Raw genomic sequence first — 19,119 nt, 5'->3', positions numbered from 1 at the left:
GCTAGTCCGCGGCGACCGCCTCGGCGGGCGAGCCGGCGTGCTTCGCCTCGCCCGCCGGCTCGCGCACGCGCAGCACCACCAGCGTGCGGTCGTCCTGCGCCTCGACGCCGTCCAGGAACGACTCGACCTCCGCGAGCACGCGCTGCGCCAGCTCGCGAGCCGCCATGTGGCGCGGCGCGCCGGCGGCCAGCTCGGCGACGCGGTCGTCCCCGAACAGCTCACCGCTCGCGTTGGTCGCCTCGCTGATGCCGTCGGTGTAGAAGACGATCACGTCCCCGTCCTGCAGCGCGACCACGTCCTCCTCCATCGCGATGTCCTCCATGATGCCGATGATCAGGCCGCCGCGCTCGAGGTAGCGCCGCTCGCCGCTGGCGCGAACCAGCACCGGGTAGTTGTGCCCCGCGTTGGCGAACGACATCCGGCAGCCCGTCGAGTCCACGTGCGCGAGAAAGAACGTCGCGAACTGGTGCACCGCCGTGCTGCGGTAGATGAGCGCGTTGATGTTGCGCAGGATGTCGCTCACCGACGCCGTCGTGCGCGCCTGCGTGCGCAGCGACGCCTGCAGCATCGAGGACATGAGCGCGGCCGGGACGCCCTTGCCCGCGACGTCGGCGATGGCCACGAAGAAGGAGCCGTCGCCCCGCGGGACGATGTCGTAGTAATCGCCGCCGACCTGCCGTGAGGGCAGGTTCACGGCGTGCACCTCGCAGCGCGGCAGCGGCGGGAAATCGGCGCGCAGGAACGTGCGCTGGATCTGCTGCGCAAGACTCAACTCCTCCTCGAGGCGGGCGACACGCAGGCGGTCGCGCAGCAGCAGCGAGTTCTGCAGCGAGACCGCCATCTGCCCGCCGAGGGCCCCGAGCAGCGACACGTCCTCGGACGTGAACTGCGTCGCCGTCAGCTTCTCGCCCAGCAGCAGCAGGCCGACCGCCTCGCCCCGCCAGCGGAGCGGCAGCAGCAGCTCGATGCGCAGCGCCTTCTCGAGCAGTTCGCGATCGAGCCGCTTGAGCCCGTCGATCGGCTCCGAGAGGCGGAAGCTGGTCTCGTTCGCGGGCAACCGGCCGGCGAGCGACGCGAGGCGCTCGAGCGCCTCGCTCTCGAGCGGCGCGCCGGAGCCGGTGCGCGCGACCGGCCCCTCCGGCGTGAACGCGACGACGTGCGCCGAGCGCAGCAGCAGCGTGTCGGCCACGGTGCGCGCCGAGCGCGTGAGCAGGTCGTCGAGATCGATCGTGGTCTGCAGATCGCGACCGAGCTGGCGCAGGACGTTGCGATAGTCCCCCGGGTCGCGCAGGAACATCTGGTCGAGCAGGTCCTCGAGCCGGCTGATCGCCGGCTGGAACAGCGTCAGCGCCATGATCAGGAACACCGGCTCGACGATCCGCGCCTCGATGCCGAAGGCGTGCGCGACCCAGGCGTTGATGCGGCCCACGAACATCAGGTAGAAGCCGATGAGCACCGCGGAGGCGATCGCGTAGAGAATGCCGCGCCGGGCGATGAGCTTCGTGTCGAGGAACTTGTAGCGCACCATCGCGAACGCGATCGCACCCGAGCCCACCAGCAGTGCCGCGGTGGTGAGCAGCGTCCGGTGATGGTCCGCGAGCGGCCGCCCGAGCAGCGTCGGGATCGAGGTCGCCGAGGCGTAGAGCGCGAGGCAGGCGGCGAGTCCGACGGCGATCGCCCCGAGCTGCCGGCGCAGGCGTGGCGCGCGGGTCGAGCGCCAGCTGCCGACGAGCAGCGCGATCGCCGCCGCGCCGAAGGCGAGATCCACGAGCGAGAACAGCGAGCGGTGAACGCTCAGGAAGAGCCGCCCGAACAGCGCGCCCAGCGCGAGCAGCGGCTGCACCAGCGCCGGCACGTGCGCGAGCGCGCCGGGCTGCGAGCGGCCGTCGCCGACGACCAGGATCACCAGGATGTGGAAGACGTGCGGACCGAAGACGAGCGGCAGGAAGCTGCGGTCGCGAAACGGGCCCGGAATGCGCAGCAGCCGCGTGAACGGCCGCTCCTCGGGAAAAATGGCGGCGAGCACGAACGCGGTCGGGAAGAAGAACTCCCAGAGCATGGACGCGTTCTGCGAGACGCTCGAAGGGCCGCGGGCGGGCAGCATCAGCGCGAGCGCCGAGGAGACCGCGCCGAAGCCGCCGAGGAACAGCAGCAGCGAGACGACCCGGTTCAGGCGCTGCTTCGGATTCTCGCGCAGGATGACGAGCCCGAGCAGGAAGACGAGCCCGCCGAGCACGAGATTGATGGAGGCCAGCAGATTCGAACTGTTGGTCATCGGGCGGCCAGTGTTCCGGCCCGGCCGCGCAGCGTCAAGGCGCTATCGCAGCAGCACGACCCGCGCCGTGATCCCGTGCCCGCCGGCCTCGGCGCGCAGGAAGTAGACGCCCGGCGGAACGGCTCCGGCCCCGCCCGCGCGGCCATCCCATTCGAGCAGGTGCTCGCCCGCCTCGAGCCGGCCGCTGACCAGCGTGCGCACGCGGGCGCCGCGCAGGTCGTGCACGGTCACGCGCGCCTGCCCCGTCTCCGGAAGCGAAAGCAGCAGGCGCGCCGGCAGCCGGCCGGGCCGCGACCCGAGCAGGCGCAGCGCGAAGGCCCGGGGAGGCAGGGCCGGCAGCAGGCGCGGGGCCTCCGGGCCGGTCACGGCGAAGGGCGCCGACAGCCAGGACGCGATCGCCGTGTCGGCCCGCATCGCCACGAGCTCGATCAGGTTCGCCTGCGAAGACTCGGCCGGCACCAGCGTCCACGAAGGCTCACGTACGCTGGCCAGACGCTTCCAGGCGCGGCCGCCGTCGGCCGAGTGCAGGACGTCCACGCGCTCGGCCGCTTCCGGGGCCTGCCACTCGAGAAGGACGGGCGTTCCGGTCCGCACCGGTTCGACCGCGGCCGGAGTCCCGAAGGGAGCGAGCCCGGTCGCCGCGAGGGTCGCGCGCTCGACCGCGGCATGAACCGTATCCACGACCCAGCCTTCGCGGGTCTCTCCCGCGAAGGGCAGCGCGACCGAATCGCCGCCCGCGGGAAGGGCCGCGCGCAGCGCGATGGCGTCGAACCACGCCACCCCGGTCCCTGCCGGCGGCCCGCCCCCGCTGTCCGTGCGCGCCGGGACGCCCGCCAGCGTCACGGTCGGCGCGAGCAGCCCGGAGTGTCCGGCGGGCAGCGCCACCTCGAGCCTCACCCGGGGCGCGAGCGAGACGGGACCCAGCCGAGCCGGCGTCATCGTGGCCGCCGCGCGCACGGCGCCGATGTGCAGCGAGACCGGCAGGATGGCCAGCGGCGTGCCCGGATCGTCGCTGGCGATGCGCACCTGCCCGGCCAGTTCCCCGTTCTGCCATCCCTCGGCGCGGGCCAGCACCCACAGCGTGTCGGTCCCACCCGGGACCGTCACCCCGGTGGCGCGCTCGAGCGCCAGCCACGGCGCCCGGCGGGCGATCCTCACCCGCAGCCGGTCGTGGACGTACGGCGTGTTCCAGGCGATGCGCAGTCCCGCCGCACCCGTGCCGTCCTGGAGACCGATGGTCGCCTGGTCGGTCGCGCCGGACATCGACAGGTACTGCAGATCCATCGCCCCGTCGGGCCACAGCATCACCTCGAACGTGTAGGGCCCGCCGATCGCGAAGTGCGCGACGTCGCGCCACTCGATCACGAATTTTTCGCCGTCGTACCAGGCGAACGCGGCCGGCAGGCCGCCGACCGGGCGCAGGTCCAGGTCGTCCCACCAGGGCGCGATGAGAGCGCGCGGGGTCGCCGCCGAGGTGTCGGGCAGGTCGCCGTTCAGGAACGCGGTGCCCTCGCCGGTGAACGACAGCCAGCCGTTGGTGCACACGTTGACGGTCGTGAAGGTGTCGCCGTAGAACGGGAACGCGAACGGCAGCGGCACACCGGTGCGCGTCGAATCGTCGGCTCCGCCGAACAGCCGCGAGCCGGACTCGGAGATCTCCTCCCACTCGAAGGGCAATCCCCCGGGTGAGTCGCTGTCGCTCCACCGGTAGCCGGCCGCGTCAGGGCCGCCGCCGCCGAGCGCGCCCGCCGGCTCCGCCGCGCCCTTGATCGCCGGACCACGGACGGCGCGCGACGCCGGTGGCGGAGCGGCCGCCTGCGAGGCGGTGGCGCTCCAGTGAAGCGGCGAAAGCCCGGTGTTCCGCACCAGCACCGCGGCCCGACGTTCACGCGCGAGGGCGCCCGCGTCGTTCGCCGCGAGGAACCGGAGCTCATCGGCCGGCACCGCGATGGCCGGTGGCGGGATCGCGAGCCCTGCGAGCGGAACTTCGATGCGCGGCCGCTGCGGATCGCCGGTGGTCAGCACCAGAATGCCGGCGCTCGCGCCCGGCGCCGGCGGCGCGAAGCGCACCGGCAGCGCCTCGTAGGCTCCCGGCTCGAGCGAGTGCGGCGTCGCCAGCGCGGCGAACGGCGCCGGGGCCTCGAAGGCCGCGAGCGGCAGCGGCACGCCGCCGGCGTTTTCGAGCAGCAGCGCGAGCGTGTCCTCGCGCCCGGCCTGGACCGCGCCGAAATCGAGCGCGGACGTGTGCAGGCGGGCCAGCGGCACGCCCGTCACCTGCAGCGACACCGGCAGCAGCGTGTCGGGAGCGAGGGGATCGTTCGTGAGCACGTGCAGCGCCGAGAGCAGCGCCGCGTCGCCGAGGCGCGTCGCGTCGAAACTCACCCGCACCACCGTGCTGCCTCCGGGCCCGAGCGTCCCCGAGTCGGGCCCGGCGGCGACCCAGCGGGGCAGCGGCACGATGCGCAGCGCGAGGCTGTCGCGCAGGTACGGCTGGTTGGCCGCCACCTGCAGGCCGGTCGAACGCGAGGCGTCCTGGATGCCGACCGTGCACGAGGTGACGTCGCCGGTGAGCCGGAGGTACTGGCAGCGGATCTCCCCGCCCGGCTCGAGAATCACCTGGAACGTCAGGCTCGTGAGCGGGTCGGCGTAGCGCGGCGCCGCGACCCACGAGACCACGAAGCGCGCTCCGTCGGACCACGCGTACGTCCGGCGCGCGCCGAAGCCGAAACTCAGGTCGTCCCACAGCGGCGCCACCAGCCGCCCGGGCGCGAGCACCGAGGGCAGGCCGGTGTTCGCGTACGCCGCCTCGGCCGGCTCGAACGACAGGAAGCCGTTGGTGCACACGCTCACGGTCGTGAAGGTGTCGCCGTAGAACGGGAATGCGAAACCGATCGGAATCCCGTCGCGCACCGCGTCGTCCCCGGTCAGGTCGAGCTGATTCGCGGGCCGGGCGATGTCCAGCCACGCGAAGCCGGGTCCTCCGGGCTCACGCGAGTCGAGCCATCGGTAGCCGAACGCGTCGGGACCGCCGGCGGAGTCCGTCCGGGCCGGGCGCGGCAGGCTTCGCGCTCCCTTGGCGGCCGGCGTCACCGGCCCCGCGGCGTCCGCGACGCCTCCTGCCGACGGGGGCGCTCCCGTCATCGGCCCGAGCGCGGGCTGTCGCACGCGCCAATCGAGCGTGCCCTGCGAGGCGTTCGTGAGGATCAGGTCCCGATCGAGCCGCTCGCCCGTGCGCAGCGCCGCCGTGAGCGGCGGAGCGGCGAGCGCGAGGCGCGGCGGTTCGAGCGTCGTGCCGCTCACCACCTCCGAAAGCGGGCCGGCGTTTCCGAACTCGTCCTCGGCCCGCACCGCCAGCCAGTAGGTGGTGAGTGGCGCGAGGCCGTGGAGCCGCACGGATTCGGGGCTGCCCGCCGCCCGCGGCGCACCCACGAACACGCGAAGCGCCGAGTCGAAGCCCGCGGGGCCGAAGGGCCGCGCCGCCGTTCGCAGGTCGTAACGATAGGCCGTGCCGCCGTCGCCGTCGTCACCCGTCGCCGTCCACGCGAGGTCCAGCCAGTCCGAGCCGGCCCCCGTCACCCGCAGCTGCTCGGGGGCGCCGGGCGCGACCGTGTCCGGATCGGCGACGGCGCGCAGCAGGTCGAGACGCGCGCCGCTGACGCAGCGCCCGGCCAGCGAAGCGAGCGGCACGGCGCCCCGCATGAGGCGCGCCTTCATCGCGGCGGCCGGGAGCCCCGGCTCGCGCGCCAGCAGCAGCGCGGCGGCGCCCGAGACGTGCGGCGCCGCCATCGAAGTGCCCGAGAGAATCGCGAGCCGCCGGGCCGGCCACAGCGAGAGGATGCGGTCGCCCGGCGCCGCCAGGTCCACGGTCGTCGCGCCCCAGTTCGAGAAGCCGGCCAGCGAGTCGTTCTTGTCGGTGGCCGCGACCGTGATCATCTCCGGAACGTCGTAGGAGGGCGGATAGACCGCCGTCGCGTCCACGTCCACCGCCGAGTTGCCCGCCGCGACCACGATCAGCATTCCGCCCGCGCCGGCGGCGGCGAGCGCGTCGGCCAGAGCCTGCGAGCGGGGCCCGCCGCCCCACGAGTTGTTGGTGATGCGCACGCCGTGCGCCATCGCGTACTCGAGCGCGGCGACCGCGTTCGAGGTGAGCCCGCTGCCGCCGGCCGACAGGAACTTGAGCGCCATGACTTTCGTGCGCCAGCACACGCCCGCGATGCCGAGCGCGTTGTCGCCGACGGCCGCGATGGTGCCGGCGACGTGCGTGCCGTGGCCGTTGTCGTCCTGCGGATCGGCGTCCTGGTTCGCGAAGTCCCAGCCGTGCACGTCGTCCACGTAGCCGTCGCCCTCGTCATCCACGCCGTTTCCGGGGATCTCGCCGGGATTGGTCCAAAGGTTCCCGGCGAGGTCCGGGTGGGCGAGATCCACCCCGGTGTCGATCACGCCGACCACCACGCTCGAGTCGCCCGTCGTGAAATCCCACGCGAATTCGGCGCGAATGTCGGCGCCGGGGATGCCGCCGCCCTGGCCGCGGTTGGCGAGCGACCACTGGTCGGGATAGCGCGTGTCGTCGGGCACGCGGTCGGCCCACAGCACCCAGTCGGGTTCGGCCCACGCGATCCGCGGATCCGCCGACAGCGCAGCGACCGCCTGCTCGACGCTCGTACCCGCGAGGTGCAGCCGCGTGACGCCGGAGCGCGGGTACTCCTCGGCCACGCTCGCGTTCGCGACGGCGAGCGCCGCGGCGCGCGCCGCGGGGCGCAGGCCCGCCCGGAAGCGCACGAGCACGCCGTCGCTCGCCCAGCGCGGCCCGTTCGGCGCGCCCGCGGGCAGGGGCTCGACCACCGGCAGCCGCTCCGCCGGCGGCTCCACCGAGCGGGCGCCGGCCGCGGGGCCGGAGCACGCGATCAGCAACGCGGCGGCCGTTGCGAGAGTCGAGAGGTGTTTCATGCGCCGTCCTTGCGGAAAGCGGTGGACCGGCCGCGGCGAGCCTTCAGCGGCGGCGGGCCTCGTAGCGCGCCACCACCTGCGTGGAGATTCCTCCCCGGACGTTGAAGCGCCCGACCACCGTCATGCGGCGCGGCTTCGTCGCGCGCACCAGGTCGTCGAGAATCCGGTTGGTCACGTCCTCGAAAAAATGCCCCTCGTCGCGGAAGGACCACAGGTACAGCTTGAGCGACTTGAGCTCGACGCAGGTGCGGTCGGGCACGTAGAGCACGATGATGGTGCCGAAATCGGGCTGCCCCGTGACCGGGCAGACGGCCGTGTACTCGGGGCACTCGTGACGGATCCAGTAGTCGCGCTTCGGCTGCGGATTCGGGAAGGTCTCGAGCTTGCGCGACGGCCTGGACGGCATGGGTTTCTCCTCGGTTCACGCGTGCGGGTGACGAAGTCTCGGCGAGCGCGCGGGGCCGGGTCAAGCCCGCCCCGCCCCGGTCCGCTGGCCGCCGCGCCGAGGAGCGTGGTAGCGTTCTCGCCCGCATGAAACGCGTCTTTCTCGAAACCTACGGCTGCCAGATGAACGTGGCGGACAGCGAGCTCATGATCGGCGTGCTCGAACGCGCCGGCATGTCGCTCGTCGAGCGGCCCGAGGAGGCCGACGCGGTCATCCTCAACACCTGCGCCATCCGCGAGCACGCCGAACAGCGCGTGCTGGGCCGGCTCGGCGAGTTCGCGCACCTCAAGCAGCGCAATCCGGAGCTGGTGGTGGGCGTCGCAGGCTGCATGGCCCAGCACCTGCGCGCGCGGCTGCTCGAGAAGAAGCGCGTCCTCGACCTGGTCGTCGGACCCGACGGCTACCGCGACCTGCCGGAGCTGCTGCGGCGCGCCGCCCACGGCCCGGTCGCCGAAGTCCGGCTCGACCGCGACGAAACCTACGGTGACCTCGAGCCGAGACGCGGCGACTCGGTGCGGGCCTGGGTGACCGTGCAGCGCGGTTGCGACAAGTTCTGCTCGTACTGCGTCGTGCCGTACACGCGCGGCCGCGAGCGCAGCCTGCCGCTGGCGGACCTCGTGCGGCAGGTGGAGCGGGCCGCCGCCGCCGGCTGCCGCGAGATCGTGTTCCTCGGCCAGACGGTCAACTCGTGGAAGCACGACGGCCACGACTTCGCGGACCTGCTGCGCGCCGCGAACGACATCGAGGGCGTGCTGCGCATCCGTTACACCTCGCCGCACCCGGCGGACGTGAGCGACCGCCTGATCGCGGCGATGGCGGAGTGCGAAAGGGTCATGCCGCACGTCCACCTGCCGCTGCAGTCGGCGTCGGACCGCGTGCTGGCCGCGATGAACCGCACCTACACGCTCGAGCGCTACCGCGGGGTGGTCGCGAAGCTGCGGGCGGCGGTGCCGGAGATCGCGCTCACCACCGACCTGATCGCGGGCTTCCCTGGCGAGGACGAAGCCGACCATCGCGCGACGCTCGAATACATGCGCGAGGTCCGCTGGGACGGCGCCTTCCTGTTCAAGTACTCGGCGCGCCCCGACACCAAGGCGCACCGCTGGCCCGAGACCGTGAGCGAGGCGGAAAAGGGCAGGCGGCTCGCCGAGCTGATCGAGCTGCAGCACGGCATCTCGGGCGAGATCCACGACGGCCGGATCGGCCGGATCGAGGAAGTGCTGGTCGAGGGCAGGGGCCGGCGGGACGGCGGGCAGCTCTTCGGCAAGAGCCGCACCTTCCGCACCGTGGTTTTCGGTGACGACGGCTCCCCCCCCGGAACGCTGCGCCGCGTCCGCGTCGTCGGCGCGACCCCGGTCACGCTGATCGGCGAGTCGGCCGACGCTCCGAGGAGCGAGCCGCTGGTGACGATCGGCGGCTGATCCGCACGGCGCGAAGGCCCTGCGCCGTCAGCGACCCTCCAGACGCCGCCAGGCGAAGAGCCCCGCGCCGACGACGCCCGCGCGATTGCCGAGCAGTGCGGGCACGATGCGCAGCCCGCGCAGGTGCGAGGGCTGGGCGCAGCGGCGCACCGCCGCACGGACCGCTTCGAGCCACGCCTCACCCGCGTTCGCGACGCCTCCGCCGATCACGACGACGTCGGGGTTCACGACCTGCACGACGAGCGCGATCTGGCGGCCGAGCGCCCCGGTCATGGCCTCGACGAGCGCGGCGGCGCGCGAGTCACCCTTCGCCGCCGCATCGAAGACGTCGCGGGCGCCCGCGGCCGCGAGCCCGGCTTCGCGCGCGCGCAGCACGAGCCCCTCGCCCCCCGAGAGCGGCTCGAGGCAGCCCGGGACGCCGCACGCGCACGCCGGCCCCGTGCCGCCGAGCGCCGCGTGCGAGATCTCGCCCGCGCCTCCCCACGCACCGCGCAGCACGCGGCCTTCGGCGACGATGCCGCATCCGACGCCGGTGCCGACCGTGATCGTGACCGAGACGCGCGCGCCCTTCGCCGCGCCGGCGAGCGATTCGCCCAGCGCCGCGAGGTTGGCGTCGTTGTCGGCATGGACCGCGAGGCCCGACTCGCGCGCGAGACGCTCCGCGAGCGGGAAGTCGCGCGGCAGCGAAAGGTGCGGTGTCTCGTCCACGAGCGCGCCCGTCAGCGGATCGAGGACGCCCGGGCAGCCGAGCCCGACCCCGCACGCCCCGGCGGCGAAGCGCCGCGCGGCGGCGGACAGCACGCCGAGCAGCGCGTCGGCGCCCGCCATGGCCCGAGAGGGTGTCCGCCCCGCCTCCAGCACCGAGCCGTCGCGGGAGATGCGAGCGAACTTGAGGTCCGTGCCGCCCAGATCGAGGGCGACCGCGTGCGTGGCGGCGTGCTTCGCGGCGTTCATGGCGCGCCACGCTAGCACGGGCGTCGCGGCGCGGCCGCCCGCCCGCCGCGGCCGAATCGGGTCCGGCCGGCCGAAAGGCGGACCGTGGGCGCCCGAGGGGCGATCGCGGTCCGGCTCCCGCCCCAGCGGATGCATTCGGGCATGGACGCGCGCGACCCGGGCTGCGTATCGTCGCCGTCCATGCGACCCCGACTTTCCCCCGAGCCGGTTCCGCACGCCGCCAGCACCCTTGCTCTCCTGCTGCCCGCCGCGCTGCTGTGCGCGTGTACGTGCGCGCCGCGCGCCCGCTGGCCGTCCGCGCCGCCGCCGGCCGCCACCGTCACGATCGAGACGGACGTCTACGGCGTGCCGCACGTCCGCGCGGCGAATCTGCCCGACCTCTACTTCGCGTGGGGCTGGGTCACCGCGCGCGACCGCAGCTGGCAGCTCGTCCTGACGCGCGCGCAGGCGCAGGGGCTCTCGCACCGCTTTCTCGGCGACGAGGCCCTCGCGGCCGACGCGGGCGCGCAGCTCTTCCGGCTGCGCGAGCGTGCCGCGGCGATCTGGCAGCGCGACCGCCAGGACCCCGCGCTTCGCGAGCTCGTCCAGCGCTACACCGACGGCATCAACGCCTGGCTCGGCAGCCGCGGCGAGGCGGCCACGCCGCGCGGGGAGTTCGCGGCGCTCGGACTCCGGCCCGAACCCTGGAGGCCCGAGGACACCTACGCGCTGCTGCTCGGCTACGGCGTGACGCTCGATCTGGCGCTGCCCGAGCTGGGCGAGGCCGCGCTCATCCGCGAGCACGGTCCGGGCTGGATCGAGCACCGGCGGCGATTCGAAAGCCAGTGGATCTTCGACACGATTCCGGACTCGGCCGGCGACGCCGTGCCTTCGCTTCGCCGCGCTTCACCGGCGCCGGCGAAGGCCGCCGCCGTCCGCACCGCGCCGCTGCCCGCGTCGCTGCTGGCGGCGGCCGCCGGCGCCGCGCGCGCGTTTCCCGCCCGTTCCGCGGATGGCTCCGACCGCGCCAGCAACGCCTTCGCCGTCGGGCCGCGACGCACCGCGGGCGGCATGCCGATCCTCGCGAACGACCCGCACCTGCGGCTGACCACGCCGGGGCCGTTCCATGTCGTGCACCTGTACGTCCCCGGAGTCCTCGACGCGAGCGGCGCGGCCGCCGTGGGACTTCCGTGCATCGTCTCGGGCCGGAACGAGACGTGCGCCTGGGGCGTCACCTCGCTCGGCGCGGACGTCATCGACCTGTACGCCGACACGCTGTCGGCCGACGGCCGCCGCGTCCGCTGGCAGGGTGGTTGGGCGCCGGTCCGGACCGCGCCCTACGACCTTCGAATCCACCGCTTCGGCATCCCCCTGCCCGTTCCCGCCTTCGTGCGCGAGCGGCGCTGGACGCCGCACGGTCCGGTCGTGGGCTGGGACCGTGGGAGCGGCATCGCGCTCTCTGCGCGCTGGAGCGCGATGGAGGACGCGCGCATCACCGTTCGCGACATGGTCGGCCTCGAGCGTTCGCGATCGGCCCACGAAATCGCGCGGCGCTTTCGCAGCCTCGTGACGCCCGCGTTCAACTGCGTCGCCGCGGACGACGAGGGCCACGTCGTCTATCAGGCGGCCGGGCTCATGCCGCTGCGCCCGTTTCCGTTCGCCTACGGCCCGCTGCCCTCCGACGGACGCCACGAATGGGCCGGGTTCCTGCCGGCCGACTCGATGCCCGCCTGGCGCGTGCCGCGAGACGGCTGGGTCGTCAACGGCAACAACCGGCCGCGCGACCTTCCCGGCTGGGACCGATTCGACTGGATCCAGGACCGCGCCGCGCGCATGTCGGAGCTGATCGGCGAGTCGAAGGCGCTCACGCTCGAAGGCGCCGCGGCGATCCAGAACGACGTCTTCTCCCGCGCCGGCGCCCGTTCGAACCCGGTGCTGCTCGCCGCCGCCGATTCGCTCGCCGATTCGCTCGGCAGCCGGGCGCGCGAGGCCGTGGCGCTGATGCGGGCCTGGAACCTGCTTTCCCAGCGCGACCGGGTGGCCCCGACGCTCAATCGTTCGTGGTGGAACGTGTTCGCCCGCAGCACCGGCACCGAGGGCCTGCCCGGGCTGACGCTGGCGGCGCTGCGTGGCGAAGCCCCGGAGGTGCTGGCCGGCGGCGGCGGGACTGCCCGCCGCCCGTCGTCCGTGGCCATCGCCGCGCTCACGAGCGCGCTGGACACGCTGCAGGCGAGGCTCGGGCCCGATCTGTTCACCTGGACGTGGGGCCGCGCGCACCGGGCGTACTTCGCGCACGCGCTGGGGACACGCGCCGGTCGCGAGTGGTCGCCCGAGCCGATCGAGGAGGACGGCGACGGCGGCACCATCGCGGTGGGCGGGACGCGCGCGCCCTGGGACTTCCGGGTGACGCACGGGCCCGGCTTCCGCCACGTCGTGGATCTCGCGATCGCCGAGTCCTCGCTCGCCGTGGTTCCGCCCTGGAACAGCGACGCCTTCCGGATCGACCAGCGTCCGCGATGGGCGGAACACCGTTACATCCCGCTGCTGCGCGATTGGGGCCGCATCGAGGCGCGCGTGATTGACCGCGTCACGCTGGGCGCGAAGATCGCCACGCGCTGACTCGCGAATCCACCCTCCGGGGACCGGCGGGCGACCGCGGCCGCCTGCCGCCCCGACCCTCGACCGGCCGCGGGCCCGAAACGTTCCGAAGATCCGCCGGCCATGGCGCGGTTGGAACGCCGCGGCCGGAGACCGGTCCCGATCCGCGGGGCCGCCGCGGGCTTCCGAGTTATTGAATCCTTGCCTCGGAGTTCAATAAGTGGAAGACTCTGCCCATGGCGGCAAAGGCAATCACGCCCAGCCCGACCGTACTGGGGGCGCTTGCATCCCCCACTCGTCTGGACATGGTGGTCATCCTCGAGAGCACGCCGACGATTTCGGTCGCGGATCTCGCCAGGCGATTAGGCAAGCGCCCCGATTCCCTTTACCACCACCTGCGCACCCTGCAGCGCGCCGGGCTGGCGCAACCCGAGCGGGGCCGCTCCACGGGCGGCCGTCCGGCCGCGGTCTGGCGGTTGCGCGTCAAGTCGGTGCGGGTCGCCACGCGGAACCTCGCCGCCCGGCACGTCCCGCACGCCGAACGGGTGGCGGGCGTGGTCGCGCGCTCCGGGCTGCGCGACTACCGGCGGGCGCTGCGCCGGGCCGTGGCCGGCGAGGGACCGACTCCGCGCTACCAGCGCTCGTGCCTGTGGCTGACGTCCGCCGAGCGCGAGGCCCTGCAGGAGGCGCTGCTGCAGATGGTGTACCGCATTCGCGCCCGCCGGCCGCGTGCCGGACGGACGCCGCATGTGCTCACGCTTCTGTTGTCCGAAACCGGCCCCGCGTCCCCGGGGCCTGCGAGCAGGGCCGGCCGCCATCGTGCGGCGCGCGAGGCCTGAGGCCGAGCGCGGTCGACCAGTTTTCCCCCGGGGTCGCCCGGCCCTTCTTCCTCCTCCCGCCTCGAAGGCAGACGCCGGTCGTCGCCTGAAAAAGCGGACGGCCCGCCCACTGGCCAGGGGCGGGCCGTCCGGTTTCCGCGGGACGTGAAGGCTACTGCAACAGGATCAGCTTGCGCGTCTGGTGCACGCCGTTGGCCGAGAAGCGCGAGAAGTAGACGCCGTTCGGCACGGCGCGCCCCTGCGCGTCACGCCCCTTCCAGGCCACCGAGTGCAGGCCGGCGTCGAACTCGCCGTCGGCCGGGGTGGCGACGAGCCGCCCGCTCGCGTCGTAGACCTCGAGCCTCACGCGGCCGCGTTCGGCGAGCGCGAACAGCATCGCCGTCGAGCCGCGGAACGGGTTCGGGGCGTTCTGCAGCAGCTCCGTGGCGATCGGGTGCAGCACGGGCGTTTCGTCCGCCCGTTCGATCGAGTTCGCCAGCCCACCCGTCACGGTCAGCGTGTAGCTGCTGGTCGCTCCCGAGTAGCCGTTCACCCGCAGGTAATAGCGTCCGGTCGCGGCGCTGTAGCTTCCGGCCTCGGGGTTGGCGGTCGTGTAGCCACGGGCGACCTGTGTGAGGGCCGAGTTGTACAGGTACCAGTCGAGGTCGGCCGAAGTCCCGATCGCGAGCGAGACGTTCACGGTGCCCGCGGTCGAAACGTCGAAGTAGTAGTAGTCGTTGTCGGTCGTGCTCGCGATGCTGCCGGAGACCGCCGTGCCCGTGCCGACGGGCCCGTCCGCCGTGCCCGAGGCGTCGTTGGGCTCGGACTCCGCGCTGATCGCGCCCCCGCCCCCGCCCCCGCCCGCCACCGTCACGCTGACGTCGTCGAACGCCATGCCGTCGGTGGTGATCGGGTAGTCGTCGTACTGCTGGAACTTGACCATGAAGGTCGAGGTGAGCGAGAGCCCGTTCGACGCCGCGAGCGCGTCGAGGTCGAGCGTCACCTGCCGCCAGGTGTTGTTCGCGTAGCTCCCCGGATTCAGGCTGTAGACCTTCACCCAGCTCGTGCCGCCGTTGCTCGAGAAGTAGACGCCGTCCTGGGCCTGCGTCTCGTCGCCGAAATCCTTGGTCCAGAACGACAGGTTGACCTGCGTCTGGCCCGACAGGTTCAGGCCGAGGCGCGCCTCGGTCTGGCTGTAGCCGCCGCTCACGGCGTCGTCCATGACCACATGGTACGAGCCGGAGTGCGGCGTGTTCGTCGTGAGCCGGCGCACGCGGCCGTTGGAGGTGACGGCCGTCGTCCAGTACGAATCGAAGCCCGAGCCTTCGAAGCCCGTCGTGTACGGAAGCGTCGCGTAGCCGCCGCCCGAAGGCACGCTGATCGTGAAGTTCGCGTTGCTCATGTCGGTGGCGGTGCCGCCGCTCACGCGCACGCGGCCCTGCGTCGTCGCGGTCGAGGGCACGGTCCAGGCCTGCGTGCCGTCGTTCGGCGTTCCGGTCGCGATGTTCGTCCACGTCGAGCCGCCGTTCGTCGAGTAGTCGAGGTTGACGGTCGGGAAGCTGCCGGTCCACGTCCAGGTGATGTTGACCGACGCGCCCGCCGTGAGCGACTCGCCGCCGTTGGGCGCGGTCACCGTCACGACGTCGGTCGAACCGCCACCGCCGCCCACGGCCGCGGCCGCGTCCACCATGCCGAAGCCGGCATAGCGGTCCCAGCCGGCTCCGGACTCGACGCTGGTCACGTCCTGCGCCGTGGTCAGGAGCTGCGTGCGGATCTGCGCGTTCGTCCACGAGGGGTTCTTCGACTTGATGAGCGCGCACACGCCGGCCGCGTAGGGCGTCGCGCACGAGGTGCCGTTGAACCACTTGGAGTAGTCCGAGGGGTCGTAGCCGGCGGCGCCCAGCCGGTCGGTGGTCGGCAGGATCGTCGGCGCGATCACGTCCACGGCGCCGGCGGCGTTCTGGCTGTTGGTGCCGTAGTTCGAACCCCACCAGCGCTCGCCGTCGCAGGTGTAGCCGTTCGGGTCGGTGTTGACGCCGGGGTTCACCTCCGACGACAGGTTGCTCGAGCGCTTGCGATCGCCGCACGGCGAGGCGGCGCCCACGCCGATGACGTTGGCGTTGACGGCCGGGTAGCTGATGGTCGAGGCGTTCTCGTTGCCGGTCGCGGCCAGGATGACGCAACCGGCGTTGTAGGCGTACTGGATCGCCGTGTCGGTCGCCGGGTCGCTCGAGATCGCGGCCCCGAGGCTCATGCTGATGATGTTGGCGCCGTTGTCGGCGGCGTAGTAGAGGGCGTTCTGGATGGAGGTGAACGTCATCGTGCCGGCGCTGTTGGCGACCTTGAGCGGCATGATGCTGCAGCCGGGAGCGGCGCCCGCGGCGCCGAGACCGTTCGCGCGGCCGGCGGCGACGCCGGCACAGGCGGTTCCGTGTCCGGCCTGCGACGAGTTGTCGTCGGGGTTGGCGTCGTTGTCGCCGTAGTCGTAGCCCGTGACCTGCGTGAGGTCGGGGTGCGCGGTCTGCACGCCGCTGTCGATGATCGCGATGATCACCGACGAGGAGCCGTAACCCTGCGTGCCGTCCCACGCGGCCTGGGCGTTCGCGTCGAACCCGGGTGTGCCGACCGGCGAGCCGGTCTCGTGGTTGTTGTTGGCCCAGTTGTAGCTGAGGAGCTGGCCGGTGTTGTTGTGTCCCCAGTGCATGCCGTGGAGCGGGTCGGCCGGGACCACGGCCGGGAACGCGATCCAGTCGAGCGAGACCGCCTCGACCTGCGGGAGCTTCGCCAGCCGTTCGGCGACCGCGGCCGCGTCCTGCGTGCCGTCGAGATCCACGCGCAGCCAGCGGCCGACGCCCAGGTGCTCGGCCATCTCGGCGTTCGCGGGTTCGATGAAGGCGCGCGAGAGCGCGGTGGCGCCGCTCACCGCCAGGGCCTGGTCCACCTCCGCGAGGCCGAGCGTGACCCCGCGGGCCGGCTGGCCGAAGCGCATGCCCATCGCGGAGACCGACTGTTCCTGCGCGTCGGCGCGCAGTTGCACCAGCACCCGACCGGGCACGTGCGCCGGAACGAGCGGGGCGTTGGGCTGAAAGCCGAACTGGACCGGCGCGGAATAGACGCGCGCGGGCGGCGCTGCGGCCCGGGCCGGGAACCCGGGGGTTGCGAAGAGGATGGTGAACGAGATCAGGGCAATGAAACGACTGGGGGATCGCATCATGTACCGCCTCCAATCTGCCGTGGGACGAACGAACGCTTCGTGGACCTCCTGAAGACCGGCCAGTGAACTGCATGCGAAGGGGTCGGTGCGTTCCCGGACGCACCAGCCCCGCGCGGGCGTTGAATAGCACGGCGGTCAAGGCGTTGTCATGACAAATCGCCGGGCCGCGACCACATTAAGAATCGTGGCCGCGGCCCGGTCGAAACTGAAAACGTTTACCTGCCGCGAATGGGAAATTTCGTACGGCTTAGAAGGCGGCGATCTCCCGAACGGCCCTCACGAGGTCGTTCTTGTGGGGAAGGATCTCCTCCTCGAGCTTCGGCGCGTAGGCGATCGGCGTATCGAGCGCCCCGATCCGCCGCACGGGAGCGTCGAGGTCCATGAAGCACTCGCTGGCGATGCGCGCCGCGACCTCGGCGCCGAAGCCGCAGAACAACGTGTCCTCGTGCGCGACGACGACTCGTCCGGTGCGGGCGACGGATGCCGCCACGCTGGCGAAGTCCAGCGGCTGCATCGTCCGCAGGTCGAGCACCTCGACGTCCAGCCCTTCCTCGGCCAGCTCCTGCGCGGCGAGATAGCTGCGCTGCACGAGCGCGCCGTAGGTCACGATCGTGACGTCGGAGCCCGGTCGCACGACGCGCGCGCGTCCGAACGGCACCGTGTACTCCGCCCCGGGGTAGGGCTCCTTGGCGTAGGGCTGGCGGTAGAGGTGCTTGTGCTCGAGGAACAGCACCGGATCCTCGCAGCGCAGCGCCGTGCGCAGCAGCCCGGCCGCGTCGCTCGCGCAGCTCGGCAGCACGACGCGCAGCCCCGGGCAGTGCGCGAAGATGCTCTCGCCGCACTGGCTGTGGTACGGCGCGCCGCCGCCCAGGTAGCCGCCGTACGCGGTGCGGATCACGACCGGACAGCTCCAGGCGTTGTTCGAGCGATAGCGCATGTAACCCAGCTCGTCGCGAATCTGCATCATCGCCGGCCAGATGTAGTCGAAGAACTGGATCTCGACGACCGGCTTGAAGCCGAGCGTGGCCATGCCGATGGCGCGGCCGACGATGTTGGCCTCGGCCAGCGGCGAGTTGTAGACGCGCTTGCCGCCGAACTGCTTCTGCAGTCCGAGCGTGACGCCGAACACGCCGCCCTTGCCCTTGACCTCGCTCAGGACGTGCTCGTGTGAAGCGTCGGCGACGTCCTCGCCGAAGACCACGATGCGCGAGTTGCGTTGCATCTCGTCGCGCAACGTGAAGTTGATGCTCTGCAGGATGGTCTCGGCCTGGTCCGGGTGCTCGGGCGCCGCCTTCGCGACGAAACGGTCCGAAGCCGGGTCCACGTTGGGAGAGAACACGTACGCGGTCGCGGTGTGCACCGCGGGTTGCGGCGAGAGCTGGGCCTCCTCGGAGGCCCTGCGCACAGAGGCCGCGACCTCGGCGTGCAGCTTCTCGATCTGCTCCGCCGTCTGGAGGCGCTCCTCGACGAGCCAGCGGCTGAACGTCCGCAGGCAGTCCTGCTCGGCCTCGGCGTCCCGCTGCGCCTGCGGCTTGTACTTGGTCTCGTCGTCCGACATCGAGTGCGAATAGGGCCGGGTCACCTTCGCGCGCACGAACGCCGGACCCCGGCGGGCCCGGCAGTAGGCGACCGCCTCGGTGAGCGCGCGGAAGGACTCCACCGGATCGTTGCCGTCCACCTCGCCGACCCAGTGCAGGTTGGGAAAGCCCTTCACCAGCTCGGCGATGTTGGCGCCCGCGGTCTGCACGTCCACCGGCACCGAGATCGCATAGCCGTTGTCCTCGACGAGGAACAGGACCGGGAGCTTCAGGTTGCACGCGCTGTTGAGCGCCTCCCAGAACTCGCCCTGGCTGGTCGCGCCGTCACCCGTCGAGACGTAGACGACCTCGTCCCCGTGCGCGACGCCCTTCAACTCGGGATGCCGTGCCTCGAGGTCGCGGTACTTCACCAGCGCCTCGGCCGCGCCGACGGCCTGCAGGAACTGCGTTCCGGTCGGGCTGGACTGCGACACGATGTTGAGCCGGCGATGGCCCCAGTGGCTCGGCATCTGCCGGCCGCCCGAGTTGGGATCCTCGGCGGCCCCGACCGACGAGAGCAGCATCTCTTTCACCGTCATGCCGAGCTGCAGGCAGAGCGCGCGGTCGCGGTAGTAGGGATAGAAGTAGTCGTGGCCGGGCCGGAGCGCCTTCCCCGCCGCCGCCAGAACCGCCTCGTGCCCGGCGCCCGAAATCTGGAAGAAGGTCAGGTTCAACTTCTTGAGCCGGATCTCCTCGTCGTCGGTGCGGCGCGAGGTGACCATCGTCCGGTAGAGGCCGATCAGGTCTTCGGCCGTCAATCCGGCATGGCGGACGGCGGCGGTCGAGGTCTTGGCGGAAGCCATGGAGGAGTCCCCGTTGGAAGACGCCAGAGCGACGCGGAGGAACACGAATGTAACGGACGCTCACGAGCCGGGGCAAACCCGGATCGTG

9 protein-coding genes are annotated in these 19,119 nt (G+C 72.5%); 3 read left to right on the top strand and 6 right to left on the bottom strand.

The genetic code is table 11. The features are described from left to right. Position 1: 1 nt before the first annotated feature. Genes IT347_10560 through queF form a run of 3 tightly spaced genes read right to left on the bottom strand, consistent with a single transcriptional unit; the run spans position 2 to position 7,628 of the window. The gene (locus tag IT347_10560; protein ID MCC6350016.1) at positions 2–2,275 is read right to left on the bottom strand and encodes a PP2C family protein-serine/threonine phosphatase; all 2,274 of its coding nucleotides are present in this window, start codon (positions 2,273–2,275) and stop codon (positions 2–4) included. Positions 2,276–2,317: 42 nt separating this feature from the next. Then, positions 2,318–7,222, bottom strand: a complete 4,905-nt coding sequence (locus IT347_10555; GenBank protein ID MCC6350015.1) for a S8 family serine peptidase — start codon at positions 7,220–7,222, stop codon at positions 2,318–2,320. A 43-nt stretch (positions 7,223–7,265) separates the two neighbouring features. Then, positions 7,266–7,628, bottom strand: coding sequence for an NADPH-dependent 7-cyano-7-deazaguanine reductase QueF (gene queF, locus IT347_10550; GenBank protein ID MCC6350014.1), 363 nt, complete (start codon positions 7,626–7,628; stop codon positions 7,266–7,268). Between the two features lie 125 nt (positions 7,629–7,753). Between queF and miaB the strand changes: the two genes are divergently transcribed. Then, entirely contained in the window at positions 7,754–9,088 is a 1,335-nt protein-coding gene (gene miaB, locus IT347_10545; protein MCC6350013.1) for a tRNA (N6-isopentenyl adenosine(37)-C2)-methylthiotransferase MiaB, read from the top strand. Positions 9,089–9,115: 27 nt separating this feature from the next. Here miaB and IT347_10540 read toward each other — a convergent pair whose 3' ends face one another. Beyond that, positions 9,116–10,042, bottom strand: coding sequence for an ROK family protein (locus IT347_10540; GenBank protein ID MCC6350012.1), 927 nt, complete (start codon positions 10,040–10,042; stop codon positions 9,116–9,118). Between the two features lie 180 nt (positions 10,043–10,222). Here IT347_10540 and IT347_10535 point away from each other — a divergent pair, with 180 nt between their 5' ends. Continuing rightward, the gene (locus tag IT347_10535) at positions 10,223–12,640 is read left to right on the top strand and encodes a penicillin acylase family protein (GenBank protein ID MCC6350011.1); all 2,418 of its coding nucleotides are present in this window, start codon (positions 10,223–10,225) and stop codon (positions 12,638–12,640) included. A 284-nt stretch (positions 12,641–12,924) separates the two neighbouring features. After that, a complete protein-coding gene (locus tag IT347_10530) occupies positions 12,925–13,458 on the top strand; it encodes a hypothetical protein (protein MCC6350010.1) in 534 nt (177 codons plus the stop codon). A 151-nt stretch (positions 13,459–13,609) separates the two neighbouring features. Here IT347_10530 and IT347_10525 read toward each other — a convergent pair whose 3' ends face one another. After that, a complete protein-coding gene (locus tag IT347_10525) occupies positions 13,610–16,651 on the bottom strand; it encodes a S8 family serine peptidase (GenBank protein MCC6350009.1) in 3,042 nt (1,013 codons plus the stop codon). A gap of 247 nt (positions 16,652–16,898) precedes the next feature. Further along, positions 16,899–19,031, bottom strand: coding sequence for a dehydrogenase E1 component subunit alpha/beta (locus tag IT347_10520; GenBank protein ID MCC6350008.1), 2,133 nt, complete (start codon positions 19,029–19,031; stop codon positions 16,899–16,901). Positions 19,032–19,119: the final 88 nt, after the last annotated feature.

It is taken from the genome of Candidatus Eisenbacteria bacterium (assembly GCA_020847735.1).
In the GTDB taxonomy this organism is placed as follows: Bacteria; Eisenbacteria; RBG-16-71-46; order RBG-16-71-46; family RBG-16-71-46; genus CAIXRL01.
Note: the sequence above shows the minus strand (reverse complement) of the source record. Positions and strands in the feature narration are given on the sequence as shown.